This is a genomic window from Pontibacter sp. HSC-14F20, from assembly GCF_019599265.1.
Classification (GTDB): domain Bacteria; phylum Bacteroidota; class Bacteroidia; order Cytophagales; family Hymenobacteraceae; genus Pontibacter.
This window is the reverse complement of the sequence record NZ_JAHZTC010000003.1, coordinates 135,942-152,887: the sequence shown is the minus strand read 5'-3', so window position 1 is coordinate 152,887 and position 16,946 is coordinate 135,942. Positions and strand designations below refer to the sequence as shown.

The window sequence follows — 16,946 nt, the reverse complement described above, 5'->3', positions numbered from 1 at the left end:
AGGTATAGCACAAGGCAGCCTCTAAGAGGCTGCCTTGTCGTTTTCAGGCCCTTAACCTATTAAAACCCACTTACAGTAACTATAATAGACCCAACCCACGTATCCATAATATCAAAATAGAACAAAACTAATAAGTTATGGATACATACAACCCCAATTACTCTAAGATGCTTCACACGGAGCACATTTTCCCACCGGCTTCCGGTTCAAGTCACATCAATGTAAGCCGTCCGGAACGGGTGCTTTCGGCAGTTGGCGGTGCAGCAATGGCACTGGTCGGATTGCGTCAATCAGGTACTGCAGGTATACTAACAGCCCTGGCCGGAGGCGCATTGCTCTTTCGGGGCTTTACCGGCTTTTGCCCGGTCAACCAGATGATTGGGCGCGATACGGCAGAGAATGAAGATATTTCGGTGGACATCATTAAGACCATCACAGTAGAGCGTCCGCGCACAGAGGTATACCAGTTCTGGCGCATGCTCGAGAACCTGCCTAAATTTATGGACCACCTGGAGAGCGTACAGTCCAATGGTCCGCAGCGCTCGCACTGGGTTGCTAAAATTCCGGGTGGCGTGGGCACCGTGGAGTGGGATGCAGATATCATCAACGAAAAGGAAAATGAACTGATTGCCTGGCGCTCCCTGCCTAATGCTGACATCGACAATGCGGGTGAAGTGCGTTTCTCTGATTCTCCCGACGGCCATGGTACCGTTGTGCAGGCTGTCATTTCCTACAGTCCACCGGCAGGTTCTCTTGGAGGATTAGCGGCCAAAATGCTTAACCCAATGCTCAGGAGTATGGTAGAAAAAGACCTGCGCTACTTCAAACGCTACATGGAGACCGGCGAGGAGAAGCACAAACACCACCAGCCACTAGGGGCGACCTGATCAGCAAAAACGACAGCACACAATTGAATTTCTGAAGCAGGTATAGCAATTAGCTATACCTGCTTTTTTTATGCTATACCTGAAACAGATTATGCCAACTATTGCGTTATTTGTATATCGTTATGTTTAGCAATCAGTTAGAGATGAACAAAATAAGGAACGTAGCTTTGCTGCTCATGCTGCTGGCCGGTTTTTCCTGCAAACAGGCGCAGGATATCAGGGCGTTCACGGAGGCAAAGTACAGCCTGCAGGGCGTACGCAATACCAAGCTGAACGGCATTGATGTAGAGCAGCGCATACAGGAGCGTAGGGGCTTTTCGAACGAGGAACGGGATAGTCTGCTGGCTGCCGTAACCAGCGGCTCGCTGGAGGTAAGCGCTACCCTGGCGCTGCATGTTACCTTGCAGAAGCAGAGCGAAGATAAGCCGAATCTGACCATCACTCGCCTGAAATGGCTGCTGGAAGTGGACGGAGAAGATGCCCTGACCGGCACCATTGAAGAAACCATGGTGCTGCAACAAGGAATGAACATGCTGCCGGTTACCACACCGGTGGGGCTGGCTTCTGACGGGAACCTGCCCAACTATACAGGCTTATCCCGGTTGATCACTTTGCTGGGACAGAAAACCGATATACGGGAGCGCATTACATTCAAGATCAAACCCACGATCCAGACGCCGGTAGGCAGCATCGAGTCACCTGCCTTTATCACTGTCAGCAAGCCAAGCGGTCTGGTGGCTTTCTTTAAATAAGGTATAGGTCTCCCCTTTGATAGAACAACAAGCACAATTCTGGCAAAGTACTTGCATTGAAAGGTATACCAGCTTCCGCCTTTTTTTCGTTTTGGGTATGCTGTGTTCATCCATCTACAGAAAGGGAAATACATATGAATTGCCTGAAGAAAATAAGCCTGGCACTGCTGCTGGCCCTGACTCCCTTTTTTGGGGTAATGGCCGAAGCGCTGCCTGCTCCTGAGCGCTATACCTTTGCCAAAGCCGCACCCCGCGATGTGATCGGTGAGATCATTGATGTGATTGGACTGAAGCCCCGCTTTGAAGTGCGCGCTGCCAACATCGAGAATGCTGCCGCTGTGATCTACAACGGGAAGCGCTACATCCTCTACAACGAACATTTCCTGGACGCTATCAACAACGCGGTGCATACCGACTGGGCCGGTGTGAGCATTCTGGCACACGAGATCGGGCACCATCTGAACGGCCATACCTTGTCGCGGCAGGGCAGCAACCATGCCGATGAACTGGAAGCTGATGAGTTTTCGGGCTTTGTGCTGCGCAAGATGGGGGCTGGTCTGGAGGAGGCACAAGCTGCCATTAAAGTGTTGTCTGATGAAAGAAGTTCGGCCACGCATCCCGGGCGCAGCTACCGCTTAGCTGCTATCAGCAAAGGCTGGGACAATGCCGATGCCCAATTAGTGGCCAGCATGAACGGACACCGTGAGCAACCTATCACGAGCAGCCAGCCACCGCGGCATGCAAGAGAGCAGCTGCGCCAGCAGCCAGCCAGAGCCAACACAATCTCACAGGGGCTGGATAGCCGGCTGGTACTGCGCAAAGTAGTGTTTAACAATGCACCTGCTGAACAGTTCTTCCTGACTACACGATTGCAACTGGTGCACATGACCGAACGCGGCGCACGCATCATCGGCAAGCTGGCCCGTACCAACAACCGCGATTACCCTTTTTACTTTGAGAGCGAGTACCTGCAAGGCCTTTTTGTGACAGAGAGCGGCGTACTGGTAAACCAGCGTGGTCAGAGAGTAGGTCACTTCAGCTAAAAATTAGTGATGCCACCAAAAAATTGAGCAGACGGAGCACAGGGTTTTAGGCAGCTGCTGCGGGATTATTTAACTTGCGATCTCATTTAAGCTACATAAAACTATGAAATCTACTAATATTGGGATCAGGGTGCTCCTGATCATCCTGCCCGTACTGCTGCTCATCTCCTGTGATGAAGAATCGGATTGTATTCGGGGAAGAGGCGATGTGGAAACCCGGGAGTTTAACTTGGATGCGGTCAGCGGACTGCGTGTGAACGGAGATACCCGCGTGTTTGTTAGACGAGGAGCTACGCAACGGATCGAGGTAAAAGCGCAGCCTAATGTGCTGGATGCGATCAATACCAATGTGTCAAACGGTGTATGGGATCTCAGCTTCGACAGGTGCCTGCGCAGACACAAGACAGTTGAGGTGCACATGACTGTAACGGAGCTGAGTAGTGCCGGAATGATCGGTTCGGGGCGTATAGAGTTGCAGGATGAATTTGAAACAGATGACTTCCGTGCTGTACTCGATGGTTCCGGCTATCTCCGGATAAATGCGCTGGCTGACAGAGTAACCAGCAGACTGACCGGTTCGGGTAACATCGATATGGTGGGAGAGGCTGGCATGCAGGATATCAGCCTGTCTGGCTCAGGCAGCATCAAGTCCTTTGGCATGCCTAGTGAAAATGCCGGCGTAACGCTGAGCGGTTCAGGGAATATAGAGGTAAATGCCGCCAACGAACTGGCCGTTTCGATCTCCGGAAGCGGAAATGTGTATTATCAGGGAAATCCAACTATTAATTCAACTATTTCAGGCTCAGGCAAAGTACTAAAGCGCTGAGCAGTATAAAGCAAATGACTAAAAAGACAAATCTCCTACGTTTCGCCCTATTGCTAGGTATAGCCTTATTCGCATTTTCGTGCGGCACCAAGAGCGACGTAGATGCTTTTAAGGAAGCAAGGTATAGCCTGTCAGGTATAAATGAAGTGAAGCTGAACGGCGTGAATGTGCTGAACAAAAAACGGCCGGAAGACTTTTCTTTCAGCGAGGCCGCACTGCTACTTTCAGCTTTCTCTGACAATGACCTATCTGCCTACTCCAGCCTGGGGCTGAACGTAGAACTGGACGAAGCTAACCAGGATCGCAGCATGACCGTAACCAAACTGAAGTGGCAATTGTTGCTGGATGGTAAACAAACCCTGAGTGGCATTGTAGACGAACCTGTGGAACTGCGCCATGGACTTAACACCATCAACGTGCGCACGCCGATTCAGATAGTCGAGGAAAATGGCAGACCTAGTTTAAATAACTTATTACGCCTGGTGACCATGCTTTCCGAAAACAATGGCAACAGCCGACCGGATGTGGTGCTCCAGATCAAGCCGACCATACAAACCTCGGTAGGCCCGGTAGAAGTGCCTGCTTTTATCGATGTGAAGAAAATGTAAAGAATTAGAATACAATTAGTTGCTAACCTGAATCGGGCCGTTCTTTTGATCGGCCCGATTTTTTATAGCAGCTTTTAGCGGCTTTCAGAAGGTGTTTGGATAGATAGGTAGTTTATTTTAAAATTATTGTAACATTTGCAGCTGGTGAACGTAAGTGGCACGCTCCTTGTTTAAATCACATCTGACAACCATTTGTAAGACCATTAAAACAGGAACGAACATGGAATTCGACGTAATTGAAGCAAACGACTTGCAGGCACTTGTAACCAGAGTACAGGACTACGTTAAAACAGGCTGGGTGCTGAAAGGCGAGGTATTTGAAAAAGACGGAAACTATACGCAGGAAGTAGAACGCCGTGTAGCTGAGCAACAGAAGAAAGCCTCAGCACGCCAGAAAAGCTGGATCTCCTGGCCCGTTGTGAACAACTAGTATTTTGTAGGGGCAAGCTTGCGATTTTATAGTAAATTCGCTCAAAATTAAACCTATGAAACGCCATCTTTCCTTTGTCTTCTTATTTGTTTGTGCACTACAACTGTCGGCGTTCGCTCAGAAATCGGTGCTCGATTCGCAGGTGCTGTTACGCGACGTGCAGGTACTTGCGGCTGACTCAATGGCAGGCCGTCTGAGCGGCACGGAGGGCAACCGGATGGCGCAGGAGTACATCGAGAAGCGTTTCAACGAGATCGGGCTACAGGCTTATAACAACAACTACCGCCATACCTTCCGCCTGGAGGGTAGAAGCGTTGTAGTAGAAGAGGCCATAAACCTGATTGGCTTTATACCTGGCAAAACCGACAAAACCATCGTCCTGACGGCGCATTACGACCATGTGGGCGTGCGCAAGGGCGAAATTTATAACGGAGCCGACGACAATGCCTCCGGTGTTGGAGCACTGTTAGCGGCTGCCGCCTATTTCAAGAAAAACAAGCCTTATTATACCTTGATCTTTGCTGCGCTTGATGGCGAAGAATTGGGTCTGCAGGGTGCCAATGCCTTTCTGGAAAATCCTCCGCTTGCCCTGGATCTGATCCAACTGAACGTGAACATGGATATGCTCAGCCTGAACGATAAAGGCGAGCTTTATGCCAGCGGTGCGTACCATTATCCGGCCTTTTTGCCACTACTGCAACAGGTAAAGCCACGACAGCAGGCCAGATTGCTAACAGGCCACGACCGGCCTGAGCAGGGTAAAAATGACTGGACCAGACAATCAGATCATTATCAATTCCACAAGCGCCAGATTCCTTTCATTTACTTTGGCGTGGAGGACCATCCGCACTACCACAAACCGACGGATGTGTACGAAAATATCAACCCCACCTTTTATCCGGATGCGGCTGCCCTCGTGATCGACTTTGTTAAGTTGCTGAACAAAAAACGCCCTTCTCTTCGTGTAACTACTTCAGAAACTGGTGCTTAATGCCGGTGTTGACCATCAGTGTAGATAATACTTAACACAGGCAGGTATAGCACTGTGTATATTATCATGGCTATATTATAATGTATTCATAAATTTTAATGATCCTTTCTTTTAGCCTTGCGTAGATAGGGGAAGCAGGCCTGTAACAACCAGTGCCCGGCTGCAAGCCACACAAACCATAAAGAGAAACCTGTCTGAAGCATGAACAGGAGCAGATACTTCCTTCTATTATTATTCTCGGCCACCCTTTTATTTTGCACCACTGCCCAGGCGCAGGACAGTGTTATACGCCGCATGGGTGTGAGTAAAATCCCGGAACGCGGCCTGGTGATTCAGGCTGGCGCAGGTGTAGCCGCCGTGAAAAGCGATATATGCGGAAGCTTTGATTGCAACGACATTGGTCCGGCGTTCAGCATCGGTGCCCTGTTCAAGTATAACCCTTTCTGGTCCATTAGTGGTGAGGTGGAGTACATCAAGCTGGGTGCTTCTGAGAAAACCTTTCAGGATAATGTTACTTTCGAGTCAAGGGTGATTGAGGTGTCCGGGATGCTGGTGTACAACCTGATGGATAGCTATGCCGGTTCCAATAATTACCGCTCAACCCGTAAGCGCTTTGCCGTACCTTTTGTAAAGGGCGGTATAGGTTTTGTGTACTATACTCCGAGTTCATATCCTACCAACCGGACTCCTAACTCTGATATCACCTACGACCGTTTGCGGTCATATCCAGCCATCGCCGGGGTTATTCCATTTGGTGGAGGTATACGCTTCCGTTTTTCCGATCAGTTCAGTGTGGCACCCGAGGTTATGTATCACATCACCACCACAGACTATCTCGATAATATTACCCGAATTGAGGACAACAAAGATCACTATGGTGTGGTATCAGTCAAACTGCTGTATACCCCGATGCCTAAAAACGAGGTATTTACGAGCAAGCGACAAGGTATAAAGCCTTTCAAAAAGAAGAAGTAAGCCCCGCTATACCTAAGCGTTTCCGGTTCACGAACCTACATCACTCACCTTCCCGTAGACAAAAAAGCCAGATCAGTTGCCTGTATGCTGTGTCCGGCTTGATTTGCTATACCTGAAATTCTATGAAAACAGAACAGAAAAAAAACCTGTGGTGGCTGGCAGCCGGAGCTGGTGCTTTGCTCGCAGCACGTGCCATTACCCGCAAACTCAATGCTTATAGCTTCCGGAACAAGACGGTGCTGATAACCGGCGGCGCCCGCGGGCTGGGCTTTGTCATGGCGCGCCAACTGGCCAAAGAAGGCGCCCGGCTGGTGCTGTGCTCACGCGACGAAATGCAGCTGGAGGATGCCCGCATGGAACTGGCAGGTAATGGGGCTGATGTGATGGTGATTCCCTGCGATGTGACCCAACAGGCCCAGGTAGAGCAGATGATCGAACGGGTGCAGCAGGAGTTCGGGCAGATCGATGTGCTGATCAATAATGCGGGTATCATCACGGCGGGTCCGCTGGAGGAGATGACTGTAAAAGATTTTGAGGAGGCCATGCAGACGCATTTCTGGGGACCTCTCTATACCACGCTGGCCGTGCTGCCTTCCATGAAAGCCCGCGGCGGCGGACGCATCCTGAACATTGCCTCTATTGGTGGAAAACTGGGCGTACCGCACCTGGTGCCTTACAGTGCCAGCAAGTTTGCTCTGGTCGGTTTATCAGAAGGTTTGCGTGCAGAGCTGAAGCAGCATAACATTGTCGTTACCTGTGCCTCACCGGGCCTGATGCAGACCGGCAGTCCGCGGCATGCCAACATTAAGGGGCAGCACGAAGAGGAGTATACCTTGTTTAAAATTGCTGACTCAAGTCCGCTCACGTCCATCAGCGCAGAGGATTCGGGCAGGTCGATACTGGATGCCTGCCGACACGGAGATGCCGAGGTGGTCACGTCAATACCTGCCAAGATCGGTGCTTTCATTCACGGACTCTCACCGGAAACCACGACCGATGTGTTTGCTGTGCTCAACCGCATGTTGCCCGGACCCACCTGGGAGCAACGGGCCAAGAAAGGCTACGAAAGCGAAACACCACTTTCCATGTCTGGTCTGACGGAGCGCACCCAAAAGGCAGCCTTCCGAAACAACGAACTGTAACAAGAACATTAACCTGTACCTAAAGGCAGGCTATACCCTGGCTTTGCCTATATTCGCCCTTATGGAAATTAAAAAAAGAGAAACAGCCTACGATGGCTACTTCAAGATCTATAAACTGACGGTAGCGCAAAAGGGCCATACCTTTACGCGGGAACAATTTGACCGCGGCACTGCAGTAGCTGCCATGGTATACGACACCGAAAAGCAGCGCTATATCCTGACCCAGCAGTTTCGGGTAGGTTCTGAATCGGAGCTGGTGGAAGTGGTGGCAGGTATGGTAGACGAAGGAGAGAGCCCGGAAACCAGCATTGCCCGCGAAATAGAAGAAGAGATTGGCTACAGCGTAGACAGCCTCCAGCACCTGCATACCTTCTACTCATCGCCGGGCGGCACCACCGAAAAAGTGTTGCTGTATTACGCCGAAGTTTCGCACCAGCACGCCGAAGGCGGTGGCAAAGACGATGAACACGAGCATATTGAACTGGTCAGCTATACCCGCGAGGAACTCCTCAAAGAAAGCTTTGCCGATGCCAAGACCATTATTGCCCAGCAGTGGGTGCAGTTGCAGGGGTAATTCCTGCTGCTTAAAATAAAAAAGCGTCAGCCACCCTTTTGGGTAGCTGATGCTTTTTTATTTGTATTGACTTATCTGGCAGCTCCGGGCTTCATTTTGTCAGCAAATACTTTTCTGAACTTATCAACTTTCGGCCGGATCACAAAGCTGCAGTAAGGCTCGTGGCCGTGGGTGTTGAAGTAATTCTGATGATAGTCTTCGGCCGGGTAAAATTCCTGCAGCGGTTCTACTGTTGTCACGATCGGAGCATCGAAGGCACCGGAGGCATCAAGTTCTTTCAGGTATTTTTCGGCTTTCTCATGCTGCTCATCATTGTGATAGAGTACGATGGAGCGGTATTGCGGCCCGATGTCGTTGCCCTGTCTATTCAGGGTGGTCGGATCATGGGTATTCCAAAAGACTTCCAGGAGTTCGTCGTAGCTGATAGTATCCGGGTCGTAGGTGATCTGCAGTACTTCAGCATGTCCAGTCGTGCCGGAGGTGACTTGCTTATAGGTTGGGTTTTCCATGTGCCCGCCCGCATAACCTGATTCTACTTTCTGTACACCGGCTAACTCCTGAAACACTGCTTCGGTACACCAGAAGCATCCTCCTCCAAATGTCGCTTTTTCCATTGTTTTCGCTTTAAATTAGGTATAGACAATCAGCCAAAAACGACTGGCTATACCTGTGCAAGGTATAGCGTCTAAACCAGAAAACCCTCAGATAGTTTAATTACGCATGTTACGCACCGTGCTTTGGGCGTCTGCTGCCCCCTCCAGGGTCAGGTATTCTGCCTGCAACGCTCTGATCTTGAGCTTATCAGTGTTCGAGATCTGGTTCTCTACCTGCCCGCGGCGCTGGTTTAGTTGCCCGTAAACATTATCTACGTAGTCCCAGTCGTGCTGGGTCCAGTTGCGGCGCTTAGCCCGGATCACACCCATAAAAGTGAGGTAGGCTTCGCGCATATCTTTCGGTTCGATGTTTTCGATCTCCTTAAATTCGCGGAGTAGTTGCTCTTCCCATTGGTCCAGTTCAGCACGGTCGAGCGGCGTGTTCAGGCGTCTTTCCTGCCTGTTTTCCCAGCGTTCGTAGCGTTCCTTCAGTCGGGCATATTCTGCTTTAGAGTCGGCGGAGAGGCTGTCCAGGTTCTGCTCGATCTCAGTAGATCGTACCCGGAAATCTTCTTTTATACCTGGCATCTCGCGTTGGATGGCGGTGTCACCACGCTCTACTTTCTCGTTCATCCAGCCCCGCAGCGACTCCAGGCGCTCGCCCACGGTGCGGCCGGTGCGCTCTACACGGGCGGTGTCAGCGGGTACGTCTACGGTTATTTCTTCTGTTTCCTGTGCGGTGCGGTTTCCCTCGCAGCTCCAGAGCAGCAGGGCTACCACAAAGCCAATTATGTAGGTTGTTCTAGAATTTAGCATTTATTTTTCAAAGTTTTAGGGTTGGCGTTTCAGGCAGTGCCTATACTTGCCATCATACGCAAAGCAATCTGACAAGATACTAATCAAGGGTTTACGGCCAGCAGGGGTTTGTCTTTGCTGATGCCATGCCCGTACTGGTAGTGCTTGTTTACGGTGACGGGCAGCTTGCCACGTGCAGGTATTTTCCCAAAAAGCAGTTTAGCCGCTGCCACCTGTGCGTGCATGTGGGCCTGATACGCCAGCACCAGTACCAGGCTCTTGTGAATGTCGGGAAACTGATTCAAGGTATAGGGATTATCAAACAGCGTGATGACGGAGCGGTTGGAGCGGGCCAGGTCTGTCACAAATCCGACTGCTTCTTTGGAATAGCCCAATCGGTTGCTTGGCGTCACACTTGGTCCGTAAAGCCCTACCAGCACCAAATCGTAGCCTCGGAGTTTCTGCTTCATTTGCTTTACTTCTTTTGCAGTGGCCTTACGCGACAGTACAAAGTCAGTGTCGATGCGGGCATATTTGTTAACCTCGCGCTGGAAAATGCTGGGGCGTACCACGCCAAAAGAAAGCGTGGCGATGCGTTGGCGCTTTTTCTGGCGGATAGGCAGAAAGTTCTTCCGGTTGTTGAGCAGTGTCATGGCGGCCTCGGCGAGTGCATGGTTGGTGCTGTCTGCTATACCTGGGTTCAGGTCTTCGTACAGATTCTCCAATTCAATAGGCTTAAACCTGTCCAGGCCTACCCAGGCCTTAGCGGCCAGCATTTTCCTGCAGCGGCTGTCTATCTCTTCCTGCGAAATGTACCCCTGATCAATAGCGTGCTTTATAGCCTGGATGGCTTTTGGAACGCTGTTGAGTCGCTCCAGTACATCGTTGCCTGCTATCAGGGCGCGAGCCTCGGCCTCACCCGGGGGAAAGTACTTGGTTACGCCTTTCATCACCATGGCATCTGTAAAGACCAGTCCCTTAAACTCCAGCTGGTTTTTGAGCAGGTTGGTCACGATGGGTTTGGAGAGGGTAGAAGGCAGGTTCAGCGTCGTGTCGAGTTGTTCCATGTGCATGTGCGCCACCATGATGCCCCCGATGCCATGCTTGATCAGCTCCCGGAAAGGGTATAGCTCCAGCGAGTCGAGGCGGGCACGGTCATGCGGAATAACAGGCAGGTCGTAATGCGAGTCTACATCCGTGTCGCCATGGCCGGGGAAGTGCTTGGCTACCGCAATGATGCCATTTTCCTGCATACCCCGCATATAGGCCAGGCTTTTGGCTGTCACGTCCAGCTTGTTTTCTCCAAAAGCGCGGTAACTGATAATGGGGTTCTGCGGATTGTTGTTGATGTCGGCTACCGGTGCGAAGTTGACGTGCATACCTAATCGCTTAAATTCCTCTGCCACCTCGGCCCCCATGCGGTAAATCAGGCCGTTGTCCTCTATGGCGCCCATCATCATCTGAAACGGATACTGCACCGTGCTGTCCAGTCGCATGCCCACGCCGGTTTCAGCGTCCATCGAGATCAGGAGCGGCACTTTGGAAGCGGCCTGCAAGCGGTTGTTCAGGACTGCCTGTCGTATGGGCCCTCCCTGAAAATAAATGACGCCACCTACTTTATACCTTTTCACCAGGTTCATCACATCGGTCTCATACTTTGCACCTTTGTTTGAAAACGCCTCAATGATAATCAGCTGCGCGATGCGCTCCTCCGGACTCAGCGTTTGAAAGACAGAATCCACCCAGGGGGAGGGATTTTCGATTGCCTCCACCAGAGAGCCTGGACGTGTATAGGCAACTTCTTCCGGGAAAAACTCACGCTGTTTCTCCTCATCCCGCGCATAAGATGCTCCTTTGGTGTCGGTACTCTCGCAGGAGCTTAACAGCAGGAAACAGCAAATCAGGCTAAGGTATAGCCTGGGCATTATCGGGTGAAGCGGGTTAACGTGCATGGTACGCGTGGTGAAATCACCTTTATTACTTCTCAATATCGGATTGGGTTTAAGGCTACAAGCTTTATACGTTTCAGGGCAATGGCTGAAATGGAACTGATACGGTATAGAACGTGAAAAGTACGGATAACGCATACGAATTTTCACTGACAGCCTGTATCTTGCTACTGTGCAGGAATTATTTCATCATGACCTGGAATCCTCTTGTACGTATAGCCTGACCATAACAAAAGGAGCCTTTATACCTGCTCCAGACAAATCCTTATGATGCGAGCAACTCCTTTGCCGAACCGCGAAGACCTGAAAGCCGAAAATGAGCGTTTTGCTTACAGTTTTTTGCCGGGTACTTTGTTCGTCGGGCTGATCTGGCTCGTAGCGCTGCTCTCTTACCTGAACGATGTGAACCTGGCCTGGCTGGGCATTCATCCGCGTGACTTCCTGGGCCTCACTGGCGTTTTCATGGGGCCACTCATACACTCAGGGCTCATACACCTGCTATCCAATTCGTTTCCGCTGGTACTGCTTTCAGGCTTCATTCTTTTTTTGCATCGTTCGGTTGCACTACGTGTATTTGTGCTGGTATACGTGTTGAGCGGCTTGTTTACCTGGTTCATCGGGCGGGATGCTTACCATGTGGGGGCGAGCGGAGTGGTATACGGCCTGGCTGGTTTTCTGCTGTTCAACGGCATCGTGCGCCGTGACAGGGCCGGCCTGGCTGTTTCGCTGGCTATCTTGTTTCTGTACAGTGGCCTTTTTTATGGCTTGTTTCCATCTGAAGAACGCATCTCATGGGAAGGACACCTGGGCGGAATACTGGCAGGATTGGTAGCGGCCGTACTTTACGGAGAGCATGTCGACAAGAAGCAGCTCGCTATACCTGCAGAGCCAGCGCTTAGTCAGCAGGAGTTGTCGGCGCAGCAACAGCACCAGAGCAGCACGCTATCCGGTGCGGGCTATACCTGGCGCTATACCCTGGCAAAAAATGAACCACAGACGAGGTACGAACAAAAAGCACGGCTCAACCCTAAAACAGGTATGCTGGAGGCTTAACCCAAATAGTTTAAGCTACGTCTATACACAGAAAAGAATACCTATGGCGCAAAACACAGCTACAGAACAAGAAGACGTAAAACAAAGCAAATGGCCACTGGTCGTAACGGCAGGAATTTTTGCGCTGCTGATCCTCTCTTATTTCATCTTTCCCGGTTTTCAGGCGAGTATCAAAGAAGGCTGGGATGTGCTGTCGAGTGGGGATGAGGAACGTATTTCAGGTTGGGTAGAGCAGTTTGGCTTCTGGGGGCCGTTCTTCATTGTGCTGGCTATGGTTGCCCAGATGTTTCTGCTGGTTGTAAATGTGGTGGCCCTGATGCTGGTCGCCATCATTGCTTATGGTCCGGTCTGGGGCTCGGTTATCGCGATTGCCGCTGTGCTGGTAGCTTCTACTATCGGTTATTTAATTGGCCGTGGACTGGGCGAGGCGGGGGTGCGCAAAATTATTGGGCACAAAGCTGAGGACAAAGTCTGTGGGTTTGTATCAGACTACGGGATCTGGGCTGTGATTATTGCCCGTATCTCTCCCTTTCTGTCAAACGATGCGGTTAGCTTTGTGGCAGGTCTCACTAAAATGAGTTATTTTAAATTTATAGGAGCCACCCTGGCAGGTATAACGCCGCTCACTGTGCTGCTGGCCTGGCTCGGCGAAGATAACGATCGCCTGATGAACGGATTGATCTGGGTAGGCGGGGTAAGTTTAGTGCTTTTTGTTGGTTATGTGGTCTACGACAAATACATCAAAAAGCAGAAGCAACAAAACTAATCTATACCTGTCGTAAAGGCTCCTGCAAACGGGCTTTACAAATTACAATTTTGGATCTGATAACTTGCGGAAAACTCGTTTTTGTTAGAACATAATTATGACACTATTCTATTTTTTACTGTGATATTTTAGTGATAATTTTAAATTTCATTCTTACCCGACCTCTTGGCCTTGAACTTTAAATTTTGAATCCATTGCCTGTATATAGGGTTTTTTATGACTTAAATTTCCGTTTTTTAACTGTCCTAAATTTACCCATTTCATAAAACCTAATTTCTGTACCCGCCGTTTAAGCGGTTTATTATTATAGAAATGATGTTTCACGAAATGGATTACATATGTTTAGGGTCAAAATACTCGCAGTAGTGATTTCCATTTTTGTAACTTTTTTCGAAGAAATGGATTTCCTGAAACCCGAAGTTTCAAATCCTCCAAGTGAGGAGAAGGTACCAGAACTGATATCACCCCGATTCATAGAAAAAGTACAAAAACACCCAGATTACCCCGAATACCCGGAAACTTTTAACGTTACGGCCACTGTTTACTACCCCGAAGTAGGCCAAACCGACGGAAACCCCCTCATCACAGCCGACGGCTCCCGCATTAACCCCAAAAATCCTAAAAAACACCGCTGGATTGCCCTTTCACGTGACATGCTGGCACGCTGGGGCGGCGATATTCAGTATGGTGATACTGTGTGGGTAGATGGCATTTCAGATGACCTGGACGGGCAGTACATTGTCCGGGATACCATGAACCGCCGATTCCGAAACCGTATTGATATACTGGTGGGTCGCAAAGACAAGATCTACGGCAGATGGGATAACGTCAGAATTGCCCGATCGGAATTTCCCGCAGACCAGGAATTTGATTTCCAGCCGAGCGACTATGGCTTTGCAATGAAGGATTAAGCTTGTCAGATGCGCAGGTATAAGCTGAATTTACTACATTCGGTTTGTAAAAGCCCGTACTACTTATGACAAGACAAGAAGCCCGCGCCATACTGGAGCAAATGACTACCAGCGAGAGTCTGCTACGCCACGCCCGCACCGTGGAACTGGTAATGGAGGCCTACGCCAACAAACTAGGTGAAAATACCGATGAATGGGCCATTGCCGGCCTCCTGCACGATGCCGACTACCAGGCCTACCCGGAAAAGCACCCGAACGTAATCGTTGACTTGCTGCGCGAAAAAGGGGAGGAGCGAATTGCTCATGCCATATCAGCGCATTATACCCACTGGGGCGTACCCTACGATACCACCCTTGATAAAGCCCTGATCGCCTGCGACGAGATAACCGGTTTTATTGTCGCATGCGCGCAAGTGCGGCCGCAGCGACTGGAAGGGCTTGAGGCTAAGTCAGTGATAAAGAAACTGAAAACAAGTGGTTTTGCCGCTTCCGTGGACCGTGAAGAGGTACGTATCGGCGCCGAACTTTTCGGTGTGGATCTAAAAGAGCATATCGATTTTATCATCGGCGTGCTGCAACAGCACCAGGCAGAGCTGCAATTGGCGCCTATAGCACAGGACGAGGCCTAGAAAAACCACTAAAATCTCAAAAGCCGTGTAGGTGCATTCGCTGCGCCGGCACGGCTTTTTTTATGCAAGATAGTACTGCAGCGCTTCCATACCTTTGGCACTGTCCTCGGCCTCTACCACTTCATCAATCACAAACTGGATTTCCTGTTCGCTCCAGTTTTCCTTCTCGGCGGCTTTCACAAATAAGGCGATGGCGGCATAGCGATCCGTGCCGGCAGGTATGTGCATTCTTACTTTTTTACGGATGTTCATATAGCTAAACCTTTTGACAAGATTACGCAGGCTTTTCCATAAAATCAATGTTTGAGATAGCCTTTGACCCTGTACTTTAAGTCCAAAGGAGCTGTCTTCCGGACTATGGAGCAGGATCTTGCCGGTATTTTCTTACTTAACCCTTTGCGAAAGGCGTCGTTACTAAAGGCTATACCTGTGCACGAACGAATAGCTTATGGAGAAAAAAGTATTTACAATGGATCAACTAGCAGAGCTGGACAACATAACTATTATGCACCTGGCGGCACCTATTATTATAGCCTCTGTATTGATTGAATGGTACGTAGGCGTAAAAAAGAAGCGGAATTATTATGAAAAAAAGGACTTTATGGCTGCGCTCGGGATTGGTGCAGGCAGCGCCATCGTGGGTGCCAGTCTGAAGATCGTGTTTTTCACTGCTTCTATGATGATATACAATGCTGTGCCATGGGCTATACCCAGGTCGTGGTGGGGTTTTGTGGTCGGATTTATAGCAGTTGATTTTTTAAGGTACTGGGCACACCGCATATCGCACGAGCAGCGGCTCTGGTGGGCAACACATGTAACGCACCACTCTTCCGAGAAAATGAATTTTGCGATATCCCTGCGCACCAGCTGGACAGCGCCCATTAAGTTCCTGTTTTTCCTGCCGGTGCCTTTTCTGGGCTTTGATCCCTTCACGTTTTTTGTTTGCCATCAACTAGCGGTGCTCTACCAGTTTTGGGTGCATACAGAACTGATCCGGAAGTTGCCTGCGCCTTTTGAGTATATTTTCGTGACGCCTTCGCATCACCGCGTACACCATGGCTCAAACCCCAAGTACATCGACAAAAACTACGGATCCACTTTTATTTTCTGGGACAGAATGTTCGGTACTTTTCAAAAGGAAGAAGAAAAGCCAACCTACGGACTCACTACCCCGGTTTCGTCCTACAACCCCTTCTATCTTGTTTTTCATGAATGGGTGGATATCTTCAAAGACCTAAGGTATGCCCGCTCACTCAGGGAGGCCTGGGATATCCTGTTCAAGCCGCCCGGCACTGTTGTAACGGCCAATCAGCGGGAGCGGGATGCGCGGACAACGCAGGAAACGGAGACAATTGATGTGGCGCCAACCCTGCATGTGGCGGCTACGGCTGTACCTGCCGACCTGGAGTTGGAAGAGCGGCTAAGTCAGCCTGAAAACCGACGGGTAGGTTAAAATAAAAAAAGCATGGCGCATGCCATGCTTTTCCGTTAAAACGCTTTACTGTAGCATCTAGTAATTATTGTCGTACTGCTGGCCGGGGCCCTGGCTGGGGTTAGTTCTGGCTTCGCGTGGCACGCCCATCTTCTCTTCGCGGCGTGACTGGTACTGGGCAAACTGCTGCTCAGTAAGGATGTCTTTGATCTGCGAAAGCCTTGTCTGGCTGATCATGTCCATTTGCGCGGCCAGTTTAGGTGGATTATCACGATGCTTTTTGCGTGCCTCCTCGGCAAACTTCATGCTGTTGCGGTTTACGTCCTTCAGTGCGGTCGCTTGTTTCGGGCTTAGGCGCAGGTTCTTTACCATACCTGCCGTTATCTCATCGGCGCGCTGTTCCAATGTCGAGGGTGCGCTTTGTGTTGTACCAGCCTTTTGAGCGGGTCCCTGTGCAAATAAGGCGGTCGCGACGAAGGCAAAAAGTAAAGTGGCAAGAACTGATTTTTTCATATCTCTTTTAAAGCTAATCATAGGTGCTTTCTTCTCTATCAAATACTGTTCCGGTATTTTGGTGCAGGCTAATCAGC

The 16,946-nt window shown here is 50.1% G+C and carries 20 protein-coding genes; 15 read left to right on the top strand and 5 right to left on the bottom strand.

Translation table 11 applies throughout. The annotated features are described in order from the left end of the window. Window positions 1-137 precede the first annotated feature (137 nt). From K3G39_RS04550 to K3G39_RS04505, 10 genes are all read left to right on the top strand, one after another. Window positions 138-887: a YgaP-like transmembrane domain gene (locus K3G39_RS04550; RefSeq protein ID WP_220624990.1), complete on the top strand. Its 750-nt coding sequence runs from the start codon at window positions 138-140 to the stop codon at window positions 885-887. Between the two features lie 143 nt (window positions 888-1,030). Then, complete coding sequence (locus tag K3G39_RS04545; protein WP_220624989.1) at window positions 1,031-1,639, top strand: hypothetical protein; 609 nt, start codon at window positions 1,031-1,033, stop codon at window positions 1,637-1,639. 134 nt (window positions 1,640-1,773) lie between these two features. Continuing rightward, window positions 1,774-2,682 carry a membrane-binding protein gene (locus tag K3G39_RS04540; protein WP_255593973.1) on the top strand — a complete coding sequence of 303 codons (909 nt, stop codon included), beginning with the start codon at window positions 1,774-1,776 and terminating at the stop codon, window positions 2,680-2,682. A gap of 103 nt (window positions 2,683-2,785) precedes the next feature. Then, window positions 2,786-3,508, top strand: coding sequence for a head GIN domain-containing protein (locus K3G39_RS04535; protein WP_220624988.1), 723 nt, complete (start codon window positions 2,786-2,788; stop codon window positions 3,506-3,508). Window positions 3,509-3,522: 14 nt separating this feature from the next. Next, a complete protein-coding gene (locus K3G39_RS04530) occupies window positions 3,523-4,116 on the top strand; it encodes a hypothetical protein (protein WP_220624987.1) in 594 nt (197 codons plus the stop codon). A 220-nt stretch (window positions 4,117-4,336) separates the two neighbouring features. Beyond that, a complete protein-coding gene (locus K3G39_RS04525) occupies window positions 4,337-4,546 on the top strand; it encodes a hypothetical protein (protein WP_220624986.1) in 210 nt (69 codons plus the stop codon). A gap of 55 nt (window positions 4,547-4,601) precedes the next feature. After that, window positions 4,602-5,537 (top strand): M28 family peptidase, encoded by a 936-nt coding sequence (locus tag K3G39_RS04520; RefSeq protein WP_220624985.1) that lies wholly within the window; start codon window positions 4,602-4,604, stop codon window positions 5,535-5,537. Window positions 5,538-5,738: 201 nt separating this feature from the next. Beyond that, window positions 5,739-6,512 carry an outer membrane beta-barrel protein gene (locus tag K3G39_RS04515; protein WP_255593972.1) on the top strand — a complete coding sequence of 258 codons (774 nt, stop codon included), beginning with the start codon at window positions 5,739-5,741 and terminating at the stop codon, window positions 6,510-6,512. 122 nt (window positions 6,513-6,634) lie between these two features. Beyond that, window positions 6,635-7,654 (top strand): SDR family oxidoreductase, encoded by a 1,020-nt coding sequence (locus K3G39_RS04510; protein ID WP_220624984.1) that lies wholly within the window; start codon window positions 6,635-6,637, stop codon window positions 7,652-7,654. Between the two features lie 61 nt (window positions 7,655-7,715). Beyond that, window positions 7,716-8,228 (top strand): NUDIX domain-containing protein, encoded by a 513-nt coding sequence (locus tag K3G39_RS04505; RefSeq protein ID WP_220624983.1) that lies wholly within the window; start codon window positions 7,716-7,718, stop codon window positions 8,226-8,228. Window positions 8,229-8,299: 71 nt separating this feature from the next. On the opposite strand, the gene msrA is transcribed toward K3G39_RS04505, so the two are convergent. The 3 genes from msrA to K3G39_RS04490 form a co-directional block, all read right to left on the bottom strand. Beyond that, entirely contained in the window at window positions 8,300-8,842 is a 543-nt protein-coding gene (msrA, locus tag K3G39_RS04500; protein ID WP_220624982.1) for a peptide-methionine (S)-S-oxide reductase MsrA, read from the bottom strand. A gap of 96 nt (window positions 8,843-8,938) precedes the next feature. Then, on the bottom strand, window positions 8,939-9,637 hold the full coding sequence (locus K3G39_RS04495; protein ID WP_220624981.1) for a hypothetical protein: 699 nt from the start codon (window positions 9,635-9,637) through the stop codon (window positions 8,939-8,941). A gap of 83 nt (window positions 9,638-9,720) precedes the next feature. Further along, window positions 9,721-11,604, bottom strand: a complete 1,884-nt coding sequence (locus tag K3G39_RS04490) for a glycoside hydrolase family 3 protein (protein ID WP_255593971.1) — start codon at window positions 11,602-11,604, stop codon at window positions 9,721-9,723. A 228-nt stretch (window positions 11,605-11,832) separates the two neighbouring features. Here K3G39_RS04490 and K3G39_RS04485 point away from each other — a divergent pair, with 228 nt between their 5' ends. The 4 genes from K3G39_RS04485 (at window position 11,833) to K3G39_RS04470 (ending at window position 14,924) form a co-directional block, all read left to right on the top strand. Further along, window positions 11,833-12,618 (top strand): rhomboid family intramembrane serine protease, encoded by a 786-nt coding sequence (locus K3G39_RS04485; protein ID WP_220624980.1) that lies wholly within the window; start codon window positions 11,833-11,835, stop codon window positions 12,616-12,618. 43 nt (window positions 12,619-12,661) lie between these two features. Further along, on the top strand, window positions 12,662-13,384 hold the full coding sequence (locus K3G39_RS04480; protein ID WP_220624979.1) for a TVP38/TMEM64 family protein: 723 nt from the start codon (window positions 12,662-12,664) through the stop codon (window positions 13,382-13,384). A gap of 398 nt (window positions 13,385-13,782) precedes the next feature. Then, entirely contained in the window at window positions 13,783-14,295 is a 513-nt protein-coding gene (locus K3G39_RS04475; protein ID WP_220624978.1) for a hypothetical protein, read from the top strand. 65 nt (window positions 14,296-14,360) lie between these two features. After that, complete coding sequence (locus tag K3G39_RS04470) at window positions 14,361-14,924, top strand: HD domain-containing protein (protein ID WP_220624977.1); 564 nt, start codon at window positions 14,361-14,363, stop codon at window positions 14,922-14,924. A 60-nt stretch (window positions 14,925-14,984) separates the two neighbouring features. On the opposite strand, the gene K3G39_RS04465 is transcribed toward K3G39_RS04470, so the two are convergent. Then, window positions 14,985-15,176, bottom strand: coding sequence for a hypothetical protein (locus tag K3G39_RS04465; RefSeq protein WP_220624976.1), 192 nt, complete (start codon window positions 15,174-15,176; stop codon window positions 14,985-14,987). Between the two features lie 196 nt (window positions 15,177-15,372). On the opposite strand from K3G39_RS04465, the gene K3G39_RS04460 reads away from it, so the two are divergent. Next, window positions 15,373-16,377 (top strand): sterol desaturase family protein, encoded by a 1,005-nt coding sequence (locus K3G39_RS04460; RefSeq protein WP_220624975.1) that lies wholly within the window; start codon window positions 15,373-15,375, stop codon window positions 16,375-16,377. 57 nt (window positions 16,378-16,434) lie between these two features. On the opposite strand, the gene K3G39_RS04455 is transcribed toward K3G39_RS04460, so the two are convergent. Beyond that, window positions 16,435-16,869: a hypothetical protein gene (locus tag K3G39_RS04455; RefSeq protein ID WP_255593970.1), complete on the bottom strand. Its 435-nt coding sequence runs from the start codon at window positions 16,867-16,869 to the stop codon at window positions 16,435-16,437. Window positions 16,870-16,946: the final 77 nt, after the last annotated feature.

Bases quoted from the DNA above. Each gene is read 5' to 3' on its own strand.
- K3G39_RS04550 (WP_220624990.1), top strand. From the start codon at position 138: ATGGATACATACAACCCCAATTACTCTAAGATGCTTCACACGGAGCAC.
- K3G39_RS04545 (WP_220624989.1), top strand. From the start codon at position 1,031: ATGAACAAAATAAGGAACGTAGCTTTGCTGCTCATGCTGCTGGCCGGT.
- K3G39_RS04540 (WP_255593973.1), top strand. From the start codon at position 1,774: ATGAATTGCCTGAAGAAAATAAGCCTGGCACTGCTGCTGGCCCTGACT.
- K3G39_RS04535 (WP_220624988.1), top strand. From the start codon at position 2,786: ATGAAATCTACTAATATTGGGATCAGGGTGCTCCTGATCATCCTGCCC.
- K3G39_RS04530 (WP_220624987.1), top strand. From the start codon at position 3,523: ATGACTAAAAAGACAAATCTCCTACGTTTCGCCCTATTGCTAGGTATA.
- K3G39_RS04525 (WP_220624986.1), top strand. From the start codon at position 4,337: ATGGAATTCGACGTAATTGAAGCAAACGACTTGCAGGCACTTGTAACC.
- K3G39_RS04520 (WP_220624985.1), top strand. From the start codon at position 4,602: ATGAAACGCCATCTTTCCTTTGTCTTCTTATTTGTTTGTGCACTACAA.
- K3G39_RS04515 (WP_255593972.1), top strand. From the start codon at position 5,739: ATGAACAGGAGCAGATACTTCCTTCTATTATTATTCTCGGCCACCCTT.
- K3G39_RS04510 (WP_220624984.1), top strand. From the start codon at position 6,635: ATGAAAACAGAACAGAAAAAAAACCTGTGGTGGCTGGCAGCCGGAGCT.
- K3G39_RS04505 (WP_220624983.1), top strand. From the start codon at position 7,716: ATGGAAATTAAAAAAAGAGAAACAGCCTACGATGGCTACTTCAAGATC.
- msrA (WP_220624982.1), bottom strand. From the start codon at position 8,842: ATGGAAAAAGCGACATTTGGAGGAGGATGCTTCTGGTGTACCGAAGCA.
- K3G39_RS04495 (WP_220624981.1), bottom strand. From the start codon at position 9,637: ATGCTAAATTCTAGAACAACCTACATAATTGGCTTTGTGGTAGCCCTG.
- K3G39_RS04485 (WP_220624980.1), top strand. From the start codon at position 11,833: ATGATGCGAGCAACTCCTTTGCCGAACCGCGAAGACCTGAAAGCCGAA.
- K3G39_RS04480 (WP_220624979.1), top strand. From the start codon at position 12,662: ATGGCGCAAAACACAGCTACAGAACAAGAAGACGTAAAACAAAGCAAA.
- K3G39_RS04475 (WP_220624978.1), top strand. From the start codon at position 13,783: ATGGATTTCCTGAAACCCGAAGTTTCAAATCCTCCAAGTGAGGAGAAG.
- K3G39_RS04470 (WP_220624977.1), top strand. From the start codon at position 14,361: ATGACAAGACAAGAAGCCCGCGCCATACTGGAGCAAATGACTACCAGC.
- K3G39_RS04465 (WP_220624976.1), bottom strand. From the start codon at position 15,176: ATGAACATCCGTAAAAAAGTAAGAATGCACATACCTGCCGGCACGGAT.
- K3G39_RS04460 (WP_220624975.1), top strand. From the start codon at position 15,373: ATGGAGAAAAAAGTATTTACAATGGATCAACTAGCAGAGCTGGACAAC.
- K3G39_RS04455 (WP_255593970.1), bottom strand. From the start codon at position 16,869: ATGAAAAAATCAGTTCTTGCCACTTTACTTTTTGCCTTCGTCGCGACC.